11 protein-coding genes are annotated in these 12,792 nt (G+C 38.9%); 4 read left to right on the top strand and 7 right to left on the bottom strand.

What is annotated here, in order from left to right:
- Window positions 1-36: 36 nt before the first annotated feature.
- Window positions 37-801, bottom strand: a complete 765-nt coding sequence (dsbG, locus tag H4J65_RS17680) for a thiol:disulfide interchange protein DsbG (protein ID WP_182198998.1) — start codon at window positions 799-801, stop codon at window positions 37-39.
- A 4-nt stretch (window positions 802-805) separates the two neighbouring features.
- Entirely contained in the window at window positions 806-1,636 is an 831-nt protein-coding gene (locus H4J65_RS17675) for a TlpA disulfide reductase family protein (protein WP_024592049.1), read from the bottom strand.
- 171 nt (window positions 1,637-1,807) lie between these two features.
- On the opposite strand from H4J65_RS17675, the gene H4J65_RS17670 reads away from it, so the two are divergent.
- The 4 genes from H4J65_RS17670 (at window position 1,808) to H4J65_RS17655 (ending at window position 6,693) form a co-directional block, all read left to right on the top strand.
- The gene (locus H4J65_RS17670; protein ID WP_024592048.1) at window positions 1,808-2,482 is read left to right on the top strand and encodes a response regulator transcription factor; all 675 of its coding nucleotides are present in this window, start codon (window positions 1,808-1,810) and stop codon (window positions 2,480-2,482) included.
- Window positions 2,479-3,801, top strand: a complete 1,323-nt coding sequence (locus tag H4J65_RS17665) for a histidine kinase dimerization/phospho-acceptor domain-containing protein (RefSeq protein WP_024592047.1) — start codon at window positions 2,479-2,481, stop codon at window positions 3,799-3,801. Before H4J65_RS17670 ends, H4J65_RS17665 begins: the two co-directional genes overlap by 4 nt.
- Before the next feature lie 780 nt (window positions 3,802-4,581).
- Window positions 4,582-5,484, top strand: coding sequence for a tyrosine-type recombinase/integrase (locus tag H4J65_RS17660; protein WP_182198997.1), 903 nt, complete (start codon window positions 4,582-4,584; stop codon window positions 5,482-5,484).
- Window positions 5,485-5,493: 9 nt separating this feature from the next.
- Window positions 5,494-6,693: an IS91 family transposase gene (locus H4J65_RS17655; RefSeq protein WP_182198996.1), complete on the top strand. Its 1,200-nt coding sequence runs from the start codon at window positions 5,494-5,496 to the stop codon at window positions 6,691-6,693.
- Window positions 6,694-7,411: 718 nt separating this feature from the next.
- Here H4J65_RS17655 and H4J65_RS17650 read toward each other — a convergent pair.
- From H4J65_RS17650 to H4J65_RS17630, 5 genes are all read right to left on the bottom strand, one after another.
- Window positions 7,412-7,762: a DUF3147 family protein gene (locus H4J65_RS17650; RefSeq protein ID WP_182198995.1), complete on the bottom strand. Its 351-nt coding sequence runs from the start codon at window positions 7,760-7,762 to the stop codon at window positions 7,412-7,414.
- Between the two features lie 151 nt (window positions 7,763-7,913).
- Window positions 7,914-8,246 (bottom strand): DUF6488 family protein, encoded by a 333-nt coding sequence (locus H4J65_RS17645; protein WP_182198994.1) that lies wholly within the window; start codon window positions 8,244-8,246, stop codon window positions 7,914-7,916.
- Window positions 8,247-8,297: 51 nt separating this feature from the next.
- Complete coding sequence (locus tag H4J65_RS17640) at window positions 8,298-8,849, bottom strand: hypothetical protein (protein ID WP_182198993.1); 552 nt, start codon at window positions 8,847-8,849, stop codon at window positions 8,298-8,300.
- Window positions 8,850-8,907: 58 nt separating this feature from the next.
- The gene (locus H4J65_RS17635; protein ID WP_182198992.1) at window positions 8,908-9,606 is read right to left on the bottom strand and encodes a HupE/UreJ family protein; all 699 of its coding nucleotides are present in this window, start codon (window positions 9,604-9,606) and stop codon (window positions 8,908-8,910) included.
- Window positions 9,599-12,742: an efflux RND transporter permease subunit gene (locus H4J65_RS17630; protein WP_182198991.1), complete on the bottom strand. Its 3,144-nt coding sequence runs from the start codon at window positions 12,740-12,742 to the stop codon at window positions 9,599-9,601. Before H4J65_RS17630 ends, H4J65_RS17635 begins: the two co-directional genes overlap by 8 nt.
- Window positions 12,743-12,792 lie beyond the last annotated feature (50 nt).

The raw sequence follows: 12,792 nt of genomic DNA, 5'->3' as shown, positions 1-12,792 counted from the left end.
CCTCTGTTAATAAAATATAATTCATCTGACTAAACTCTACTTACCGTCATTTGGGGCAAAAATATCGGCTAATATTGACTCAGGAGGCAAGCCAATTTGTTTATTAAATTCTCCGTCTGCATTTAGATAAAAAGTAGCTGGAGTTGCACGGGCACCTAAAGACAGCATGGTTTTATAGTTGTTAATTAGCTTGTCACGGATCGTTTTTTCTGGGTTCTCAATTGGTTTTATAGACTGAAATAATCCTGAGCCAGCTAATTTTTTCAATTGTTCTTCAGGATTATCCGCGCTTAATATGGCCGCGGCTTTTCCTAAGCTGTCTGCTTTTAAAATACCGACTAAAATATGACGAATTTGCACTTTTCCTGAATCAACCCAAGGCCGTGCCTTATCCCATAACTGCTTACAATAAGGACAATTGGGATCCGTAAAAGTGTAAACAATACGCTTGGCTGACGCAGAGCCATCTCTTACCCAATGACTGTTTTCAAGGGCTTGCCAATTCTTAACCGCCTTTGGACCATTAACATAAGCATTCAGCTTTTCTTCACCTACAGAATTACCTTCAGTATCCACTAATGGGCCGGTAAATAAGTACTTTTCGTCTTCAGTGACATACAAAGTAATAGTCTCATTTTGAAAGTTAGCGATATAGCCAGTCATATTTGCCGGCGCTTTAAAAGAACTGACCACTTCACCACCTTGCTGAGTGAATAACGTTAAGGGTGCTGGGTAGTTAACTGTTTCTGTAGCAGTAAGATTTAACGGCAAAAAAAATGTAAATAAAATTGATATTTTCATAGGTTTATCCTTTTTTTAAAGGTACGACGGAATTAATTTGATTAAGGTAATAACGCAAGCTAGCTTGAGATAATTCGCCCATATGGCTAGTAACTAACTGCCCTTTTTCATTATAAAATAATGTGGTTGGTAGCCCTGCGGCGCCAGTTTCTCGGCTAACATTGCTAGTGGGGTCGATGAAAACATTTTTTAAATCCAACGCTGTTGAATCAATAAAATTTTTAACACTAAGCAGGCTTTCGCCTTGATTAACAAAGACAAAAACAAGCTCAGGGTTATGTTTTTGAGCGGCTTCTAATACCGGCATTTCTCTACGACAAGGTGGGCACCAAGATGCCCAGAAATTAATAACAACTGGCGTGCCTTTATAGCGTCTTAAATCGACTTCATGGCCTTCAATATTACGTAAAGGTGAGCTAGGCAGTTCGACTGCTGCTTGATAAATAACAGCAAAAAAAGTAGGAATAATTAAACAGAAAAAAGTAATTAATGCCGATGTAAAATAAGCTTTAATGAACAATTTATTACGTCTAGCATAAAACATCAGTACCAAGGCACCAGCGCCCCAACCTGTGCTAGGTATAAAGCCACCATCACTTATATTTACTAATTGCCACCAATTCTCTTGGTAGCTTTGCCACATAGCGATTATAAAGGTCAATCGTGCGGTTAAAAAACCAATAATAATGGCTGTGAATATATACTCTAAAAACTGTTTCTGTTTTGCATTGTTACGTGTTTGAAGATAAGTTATTCCCCAAAACATAAATAACCCTACCAGAGTAATTAATTGTGAAATTGAGAGAACTATCGGCCCTACAGCAATACTTAGCATTTATTTACCACATCTTTTTTCCATTAACTTACCAATGATAAATCGCTAATATTAAGCCAACATTAAGAAAAAGTTCATTCGCTAAACCCTGCTAAAAACTTAATTTATCGCTTGTTCTCCTGCGCTTTTTCACGTTAATCTTAGCGGCATAAGAATTGTATTTGAGCAAAAATGTATATTTTATTAGTTGAAGATGATGCCGTTATTGCTGATGCCATTAGCACTTTTTTATCGGGTGAAGGTATGGCTGTGGAACATGTTGCTTCAATAAGTCATGCAAAAAACATCTTGAATAAAAGCAACTTCGATCTCTGTATTCTTGATCTAAATTTACCGGATGGAAATGGTATAACGTGGCTAACATGGCTGCGAAAAAATCAACACTCATTGCCGGTACTAATACTCACGGCGAGTAATTCAATTGACGACAAAGTAACAGGATTAAAGAATGGCGCTGATGATTATTTGGTTAAGCCATTTGACCTAAGAGAGTTATTAGCGCGTTTGTACAGTATAAAGCGACGCACAACCGACAGACTAACAAACACCATTTCACATGGCCTGCTGACTTATCACTTAGAACAACACAAACTATTAATTAATGACAAACATATCCCCTTATCTCGGAACGAAGATTTACTTTTAAAAATATTTCTTAATAATCCACAACGTATTTTATCTGAAAGCCAATTAAAAGATGTTTTATACGGCACATGTGACGACGTAGCCAGTAATGCCCTGAATGTACATATATTTAATTTACGTAAAAAAATAGGAACTAAAGGCATCGAAACTATTCGGGGTTTTGGATTTCGACTAGGCTCAATTGAAGTAACTGAACAATGAGCTTGCGCCTTCGCCTAACAATATTAGTGGCAGCCGTATTTATTGGTTTTTGGCTATTAGCCAGTGTTTGGATGGTGACGGGTCTTAGTCATAAATTAGACGTCAGCTTTGATAAACGTCTAGAATCTACCGCTATAATGCTAAGTAATATATTAGCGCATGTGCCACAAAGTGCTATGTCAGCCTCTTTACCAGCAATAATGGAAGCCAATGAAGTTGGTACGGCAAAGGGATTAACCTGTCAAATAAGCTCTTTGCACGGCAGTATTATAGCAACAAGCAATAGCAGCACTTTTCCCAATAGCACAGCAGTTGAATCTGGGTTCCATTATATTCAAGCTGAAAGTACAGCGTGGCGTACGTTCACTTTAATCACCAGCCAACATAAAATAACCATTGCAGATAAGGTTTCTGAGCGTGATTCTTTATATTATGATCTGCTTAAAAGTATTCTTATTCCCCCTGCATTAGCGATTTTAATTACGTTAGGTTTATTATGGTTTGCAATTGGTACAGGCATAAAACCGATAATGCTACTAACTTCAGCACTCGAAAAACGCGGTAGTGAAGACCTTGCTCCCATTCAAATACAGCAACCATTAAAAGAACTGCAACCACTGATCAACAGCCAAAATGCACTAATGGCACGATTAGCTGAAGTGATATCAAGAGAGAAGCAATTTACCAGTAATGCTGCACATGAGCTTAGAACACCGTTAGCGGGTATATTGGCTCAAGCCCAACTTGCTGAACTAACAACAGGAGACAAACAACAACGAGCTTTATTGCAGGTAAGTAAAAGCACAAAGCGTTTAAATTCTATATTAGACAATTTACTTTTACTGGCAAATATTGATGCAATCACCCAAGTCCATACTGACGAAACTTGGTCAGTTGAATTACTCATTAAAAACATGATAAATGAGACAACGCAAGGTAGTGAACGTATAGCTTATTCAATACAAGGAAAAGAACTCATATCCGTTATCCCATCAGCTATGATCGCTATTGTTTGCCGTAACCTGCTCGATAATGCTTTAAAATACAGTCCCCCAAAAACACCTGTTTTAATGGCCATTAACGTTACAGAAAGCCTTTTAAATATTAATGTTAGCAACACGGCTAATGTTACCGCCACAGACATTGACAAAATGACTACGCGCTTTTGGCGTAGCGGTTCAGCAGAGGGTGCCGGTCTTGGCTTATCTATTGTAGATACCATAGCGATAAACTATAAAGGCTCAATTACACTGGCAAATAATGGTAATACTTTTGTAGCTCAGTTCTCAATACCTTTGACAGAAAGTAAAATAGCTTAAAATTAAGAACATATCGTTTTTAATACGTTAACCCTTTCACAGCCAACGAGTTTGCAATTGTATGAACGCAGCAATAGTAGATCTATCGGTCATGGAGCTATGTATAAAGGTGGTGATTATTTCCCTGTTAATTTACTAACAAAATTGCCCGTAAATTTATTAATTAAAGTTGAATCTCATGTTCAGAATTAGCTTAACTTTCAAAGTAATGATTAAATACTTTTCTATTAGGACAAAAAAAATGATGTAAAATCACGGCGACTAGGCTCGCAATTAACGTTGAACAATAGGAATAGAATGAGGGCAATAAACAATAAACTTGTGTGTCGATTTCTACAGGTACTTTTAGCTTTCCAAAATACTCATAATAACTTCTAAATACCAATTGTTTTAGGTCACATTTAGCCGTGAATTTTAATGTCTGCTTAGTAGATTAGAAGTCATAAGGGAATCATCAAAATAATGAGCGCACAATATTCGAATGAGATAGGCACATGATCTGAACACCCTAATTATAGGTTTATTCAGACTGAAAGGACTATAAAACGCACAAAGTTAGCATTAATAATTTGATGATGAACGACCGCAATGGTGGCTTTGTTGATAGTCGATAGGGTACTGGTTAAGAAATGAAATCAGTGTCTCCTGCAAGCTCATTGAACTAAACCGCTTCCGCGGTAATAGCGTTCTTTTCAAGTCTCGTATCACCTGCTAACTCCTGTATTCTTTTCTACTCTTAGTATTGAGGTATTCCTCCTCAATTTGCTAGGAGTATTTACTATGAAGATTTCAACACATTTCCCCCCAGTCCTTCGTCAACGCATCAATGATGATATGAGTTTACGTAAACTTGCCGTAAAAACTCAAATTTCTTACATCAGAGCTATTAATCGTTTATCTGAATATTTGCAACACTCACCTGAAAACACTACGCGTAAAGAATTACGTGAATTTCAGTTGTTTTTGGTGAATGATGGAACCACGGGAACAACTATTAATGGCATCATTACTGGTTTGCGATTCTTATATCAAATAACGTTAGATAAACCTCAACTCGTTTATAAATTAAGCTCCATACCTGTGGCTCGTAATTTACCTATCGTATTGAACCTCGTAGAAATTAAGCGCTTTCTTGCTGCGGCTCCACACCCAAAATATCATGCCGCATTTTCTGTAGCCTATGGTGCAGGGCTTCGGGTTAGCGAAGTGGTATCACTGAAAGTCAGTGATATAGACAAAGAGCGTATGGCACTTCATGTTGTGCAAGGTAAAGGGGGACGAGACAGATATGCAAAGCTATCTCCAGCCTTACTTGATCATTTACGACATTGGTGGGTATTTGCCAATAAGCATGGACAAATGCATCGTGAAGGTTGGTTGTTTCCAGGGCTTGATCCCATTAATCATATGTCCGCTCGTCAATTAAGCCGAATATGTGTAGAAACGGCTAAACTGGCAGGGATAACAAAGCAAGTTTCGATGCATACTTTACGTCATAGCTTTGCTACGCACTTACTCGAAGCTCATGTTGATATTCGCGTCATTCAAGTGTTACTTGGGCACGCTCGATTAAGCACTACCGCTTTGTATGCACAAGTCGCTACTAACTTATTACGCGAAGTTATCAGTCCACTCGATGCCTTAGAAAACAAGGGTAAGACAAAAGATAAGGACAAGTCGTGAGTATTCACCATGACTTGTCCTCAATTAGAAATTGCCGATATATTTCGTCATCATGGACAGCAATGGCGTGAGACTCATCAAGGGCATGTAAGCTTAAATCAATTGAAAGTCATGTCAGCGATTGAACACTGTCGAACTCAAGTGTTAGGTGGGCATTTATTACGTTGCCAAGCATGTGAGGACACTCACATATCTTACAATTCCTGCCGTAATCGTCATTGTCCAAAGTGCCAAGCAAGCTCGGCAAAAAGGTGGCTTGAAGCTCGACAAGCACAACTGTTGCCTGTGGATTACTATCACTTGGTGTTCACCTTACCCAAAGAAGTTGCCAACTTAGCGTATTACAACAAGTCGGTGATGTATGGTTTATTGCTCAAAGTAGCGGCAGAAACATTACTGACGATTGGCGCTGATGTAAAACGTCTAGGGGCTAAACTGGGTGTGACATTTGTGCTGCATACATGGGGTTCTACAATGACTCATCACCCGCATGTACATGGTATTGTACCTGGTGGTGGATTATCTGCTGATGGTGAGCATTGGGTATCGTGCAAATCAGGATTCTTTCTTCCTGTTCGAGTGCTATCAAGATTGTTTAGACGTTTGTACCTTGAAAAGTTATATCAAGCACATCAGCAACATTCTCTGTTGTTTTTTGGCAATGATGAACCGCTTGAAGATAAGGCGTCATTTGCTAAATGGCTTACGCCATTACGCAAAAAAGAATGGGTTGTTTATGCCAAGCGTCCCTTTGCTGGCCCTAAAGCGGTATTGAGCTATTTGTCGCGTTATACCCACCGAGTTGCTATATCAAATAGTCGTTTGGTTAAATGTGATAGCAATGAGGTGACGTTTCGCTGCAAGCATTATCGCGCTAAAGTGTCTAAACGATATCGTACCATGACGTTAAGCAATAATGAGTTTATCCGCAGATTTTTGCTACATACTTTACCGTTAGGTTTTCATCGTATTCGTCACTATGGCTTGACTGCTAACACAGGCTGTAAAAAGAATTTGAAGCAGGCTCGCAAATTACTCAATGTAGTTGAAGTGATCCCCGAAACTAAGGACTTAGTTGGAGATAAACCTATTAAGCAAGCGCAAGCGCCTGTTTTTGTCTGCCCTGAATGTGGTGGGCCGATGGTTATCAAAGAAATCTTGAACAGTCAGCTCAAACCTCGTGCACCACCGATGAAGCTTGTGAATTAATAGCGGTAACAAGGTATTGAAATTATCGAACATTCGATAAGGGGTCACTTTGTCTAAAACACTGTAATCGTCAAAAACATCCTATACTCAGGCTAAGACCAAATACATAAAAGTGATTTATGCTCGACAGAATAGCTCATCAATCGTTAATAGCCTCAGTGTTTTGTGACTTAACAACCAACCACCATATAACAATCCCCATAGTAAGCATCTAGTTCTCGCGGTTTCCACAATGAAGCTTTGTTCGACATCAGCCGGACTAGCGTCGAGGGTGCTTCTCGGTTTTTCTTTGTGGCTGATGACAAACAAACCTAAACAAAGCTGCCAGTGGGACTCCATTTCAGGTAGCTAACTAATGCCACATAAAAGACCTAATTCACGCGTAAATTTATCTCCATAAATAGTCCGATTTGCCACTATCCGCTTTGCCACTACAGGGCACGTTCAGAATGAATTTATAACGCCAACTAATTGCGTGTAAAAATCGTTAACTATTGGTTGTTCTTTAGGTCAACTGATCGCTAATAGAAAACATTTTTGACGGTATTGTAAAGGCTATTTGATGGCATTATCTTTTACCTGACGGACTGTTTTTTTCTATAATTAATCCTGTATCGACAGCCCCTATTTAATGAGTAAAACAACAATGGCTAAAATGTTGAAGACAAAGTACGGACAACTTATTTTCCCATTATTTAATTTATTACAGGTATTTATATTACAACAAATTTATACCAAATCGTCGCATTACTAACGCAAAAACACCAAAACATGCCATGGTAATAACAACACAAGACACTAGTGTTAGCCAAAAACCTAAACGAGGTAACAAAAGCGGGAAAGCCAAAAACATAGGGAGTGTTGGCACTACATACCAAAACGTATACCAAGCATGATTAGCTATTTTTTCAGGAGATTGATTATCTAAATAAAGCCAAACCAAGGTTAATACCGTCACTAAAGGAAGCGCTGCCACTAATCCACCAAGTCTATCGCTTCGCTTTGCTAATTCAGAAACTAAAATAACAACCGCTGCTGTAATAAAATATTTAGTAATAATCCAAGACACACTCTATCTCCAAAAAATAACAACATATATTGTAGATGCCTAAGTTCTCCCATCTACTTGATTATCCAAAACGATTAAAATAGTCTTTAGCTATTTTCAATAAACATAGTTTAAAAATCAAGGGGCTGTGTATAACAACCCTTTAGATAATTTAAAACTTCGCTTCAGAATTTACTTTTAATACTTCACCTGACATTGTCATCAGGAAATAAATTGTTTTATTTTCTGATTTATTTTTAGCACTAACAATATAACGGTTAGCTTCTGCCGCATGTAGTTTGAAATCTTCTGAGGTCAAACTCTTCCAGCTCTGGTCTAATTTTCCAACCTTGAAACCTAAATCTTTAAAAGTCAGTTGTTGGGTAGCTTTAGCTGCAATTTGTGTTGCTACTTTAGGGCTTATTTTTCCGTGATCAGTATGCGCTAATGCTGAACTTGTGCTAAATATCAATGTAATGAATAAGGCTACTATTAAAGTTTTCATTTTGGTACTCCAGTTGTTTTAATTACATTCAAAGTGTGTGTTTTTTTTCTATTATTTGAGGCCATGTTTGATGTATTCACCTTTTACAATAAGTTGAACAGTGACTGGGGAGTCAGAGGTGTTTTTCCAATACCAACCATGAGAACCAGCAAATGGTGCCGTAAAACTCCCTTTCATTTCATTCAGTGTTGCTATTGCATAACTTTCAAAATAGCCGGTTGTGTCGCCTTCTGGTTCGCCATGTAAATCAAAATACAATGCTGAACTATCTGTTATCCATTCGTATTCAAGCTTTTGGTATTGCGCCATGATAAATTTGTATTCAACACCGCGACCAGCAGGCACAATCACTTCAATGGTTTCTTTAGCAGCTTTTGATTTTTCGGCTACTTCTTGTGAAGAGAGTGGAGTAGACGTTTCGGTCTTTACGTTGTGAAAAACGGTTAGCCCAAGCTTATGTCCTATCCCTGTGGGATCGATGTTGTATTCCGCAGGTAATATAACTGTAAATAGGGTCACGGCTGCGAAGACTAAGCTGAACAGCGTGTATTTGATCAGTGCGGTATTCGTTAATGTGATAGCTTCTGGCGTTGTTTGTTGCATCGTTTTATCTCTTAAAATAGGGTGAAGTTTACTAAGTGAAATTGATTAAGTTAGCTAATTAGTTAATGAAATAACCTGTTAGTTGAAAGCCTACTAACATAAACCCTGCACTCATCAACAAACAATTCGTGTTTGTCGCAAAGCGAGTGAAGCTACTATGTTTACGCCAAAAATTAATCACTAAAAGAATAAAGGCCAAGGCGGTAAACTGTCCTAATTCAACCCCAACATTAAAGGCAATTAAATTAGTAATTAAGCCGTCATCAGGAAGTTGAAACTCTTGTAACTTGGTTGCTAAGCCAAAGCCGTGAAAAAGGCCAAAAATCAGTACAGCAAGCTTTGCATTGGGTGATTTACCAAATAGTCGATTAAAACCACCTAAATTATCAAAGCCCTTATAAACCACCGATAGCCCAATAATGGCATCGATTAAATAAGCATTAACTTGTATGTCACTGATCACGCCAAACAATAAGGTTAAGCTGTGTCCTAGCGTAAACATACTGACATACAATAAAACATCTCGACTTCTATATAAAAAGAACAGCACACCTACTAAGAACAATAAATGATCGTACCCAGTCACCATATGCTTAGCACCGATATACAAAAAAGGGATGATTTGTACGCCCGTGTTTTGTAGTAAAAATGCCCGTGTGCTTTCATCGACACCATGAGCAAAGGCTTCAATCGGTAACCAGATGGCAAGTAAAGCGATAAAACTCAACAAGCCATATCGCTGTATAATATTAGACATTAACGGTTTCCTTTGAATGAGCTGTTTTAGTGGAAGTTTCTTCGCGATGTAGCAAACGATATAAAGCAGGAAGAACGAATAGCGTCAATATAGTTGAGGAGATCACCCCTCCGATCACCACAGTTGCTAGTGGGCGTTGCACCTCAGAGCCAATGCCTGTATTAAGTGCCATAGGCACAAAACCTAATGAGGCAACAAGCGCGGTTGTTAGCACAGGTCGAAGCCTTGTCAATGCACCTTCGATAATAGCCGTATCTAAAGCAGCTCCTGCGCGTCTAAGTTCTCGTATAAACGAGACCATAACCAGGCCATTTAAAATAGCGATGCCTGATAAAGCAATAAAACCAACAGCGGCTGATATTGAAAAAGGAATATCTCTCAACAGTAAAGCAAAAATCCCCCCTGTTAAGGCTAATGGAACACCAGTGAAAATAATCATGGAATCTTTAAATGAGCCTAAAGCCAAGAAAAGCAGACCAATAATCATCACCAACGTAATAGGAACCACGATAGATAGTCGCTCTGAAGCTGATTGTAACTTTTGGTAGGTGCCGCCATATTCAATCCAATAACCCGCAGGCATTTCAACAGACTCATTAATTGAAGCCTGAATATCCTGAACAAATGAGCCTAAATCTCTCCCTCGAACGTTAGCGGTAACAACCACTCTACGTTTGCCATTTTCTCTGTTGACTTGGTTTGCACCTTCAACCAATACCAATTCAGCTACCTCTTGTAATGGAACATAACTGTTATCGAACATCTGTATTGGTAAGTAAGCCAAGGCATCAACATCGGTTCTTAGATCTTCTGGAAGACGTACTACTATGTCTGCACGTTGGTCACCTTGATAGAACTTACCCGCAATCGTACCGCCTAACGCTGTGGAAAGTTGATCTTGTAGTTGCTTCACGCTTATTCCATATTTTGCTAGCTGGGCAAGTTTTGGATTAATCGTCATTATAGGTAAACCAGTCGTTCTCTCTACTTGAATATCAGCAATCCCCTCAACATTAATAATAGCTGTGTTTATGCTCTTTCCTAACACACCTAAAGTCTCAAAGTCATCGCCAAACACTTTGATAGCCAGCTCTGCACGAACCCCTGATAACAACTCATTAAAGCGCATTTGTATTGGTTGTAAGAACTCATATCGATTACCCGGTATAGGCTCTACTACGGCTGCTAATTCCTCAACAAATTGTGCTTTAGGTTTATTAGGATTTGGCCATTCACTGCGTGGTTTTAAAATAATAAAATTATCGGCAACACTGGGTGGTACAGCATCTGTTGCAACATCGGCTGTGCCTATTTTTGCAAAGACACGTTCAACTTCTGGCATTTGATTGATTTTTTCTTCTAAGACTTTTTGTAACGCGACAGCTTGCGATAATGACGTGCCTGGAATACGCAATGCATGCATGGCGATATCACCTTCATCAAGGTTTGGCACAAATTCGCTACCGAGTTTATTGGCAGAAAACCCCGCTAAGCCGACAAGTCCAACAGCGAAAACCACAACAAACCAGCGAACTTTAAGCGCAAACGTTAAAGAAGGACGATAAAGCGCTAAAGATGATTTTATAATGATATTTTCTTTTTCTTTTACAGGGCCTTTGAACAAAATAGCAATAGCTGCCGGAACAAAGGTTACTGATAAGAACATTGCACAACATAGGGCTATAACAACGGTTATTGCCATAGGGTGAAACATTTTCCCTTCGACACCCGTAAGTGCAAAAATAGGTAAATAAACAGCAGTTATAATAAATACGCCAAATAATGCCGGACGGATGACTTCTTTAGTCGCTTCATAGACTAGTGATAATCGTTCATTAACTGGCATAGTGCGACCATTCGCAGAAGCTGAGCTGAGCTTTCTTAGACAATTCTCAACGATGATAATCGCACCATCAACAAGTAGTCCAAAATCTAACGCCCCTAAACTCATTAGATTGGCACTTACGCCTACTTGTACCATGCCCGTTACGGTCATTAACATAGCAAATGGGATAACCGCAGCAGTAAGCAATGCCGCTCTCATATTGCCTAACAATAAAAACAACACGACAATAACTAATAGCGCACCTTCAAATAGGTTCATCTTTACAGTATCGAGTGTCTTCTCCACTAACTTAGTACGGTCATACACTGCGGTAACGGTAATACCTGAGGGTAAACTCGCTTTAACTTCGTCTAATTTAATGCCTACAGCTTTAGCAACATTTCGACTGTTTTCACCAATGAGCATGAAAACGGTACTCATCACAACTTCTCTACCATTTTGGGTTGCAGCACCTGTTCTTAACTCTTTTCCTTCTTGTACTTTAGCGACATCAGAAATTCGAATAACACTGCCTTCAGTCGTCCTAACAGGAATATTAGCGATAGCCTCTAAACTTTCTACCTGTCCGGGAATACGTAATAACCATTGAGCGCCATTTTTTTCTATAAACCCAGCACCCTTATTATCATTATTATTTTCGATCGCTTGAATAATATCTTGCTGATTAAGGCCAAATTCCAGTAGCTTCTTAGGCTCAAAGGCAACAAGTATTTCACGTTTAAAACCACCAATAGGGTTAACTTCAACCACACCCTCCACTTGCATTAACTGAGGGCGAATAATCCAATCATGAACCGTTCTTAAATCTGTAGCTGTTATTAACTTCCCTTCATCATTACGTGCATTAGGCTCAGCATCCACGGTAAACATGAATATTTCACCTAACCCGGTTGCTATAGGTCCAAGTTCAGGCTCTAATCCAAAAGGTAAATCTGATTTTGCTGAGACTAAGCGTTCATTCACTAATTGTCTGGCAAAGTAAATATCAGTATCATCACTAAAAATGGCGGTTACTTGCGATAAGCCATAACGTGAAACAGAGCGTGTACTCACTAAATTTGGTATGCCTGCCAATGCGGTTTCTAATGGATAAGTAACCCGTTGTTCTACTTCAAGCGGTGTATAGCCTGGGGCTTCGGTGTTGATCATTACCTGAATATTGGTGATATCAGGGACGGCATCGATCGGCAACTTGGTAAAATTCCAAAGACCAAGTCCTGCGAAGGCGAGTACCGCCAACATAATAATTGAGTTTCTACGAATAGAAAATCTGAGTAAATATTCGAGCATTATCTTTCCTTTAAAAGTAAGTCTTTTAGGAGTGAAATTTTTTACTAACC

The organism is Colwellia sp. MB02u-9 (assembly GCF_014077085.1).
Taxonomy (GTDB): Bacteria; Pseudomonadota; Gammaproteobacteria; order Enterobacterales; family Alteromonadaceae; genus Cognaticolwellia.
Note: the sequence above shows the minus strand (reverse complement) of the source record. Positions and strands in the feature narration are given on the sequence as shown.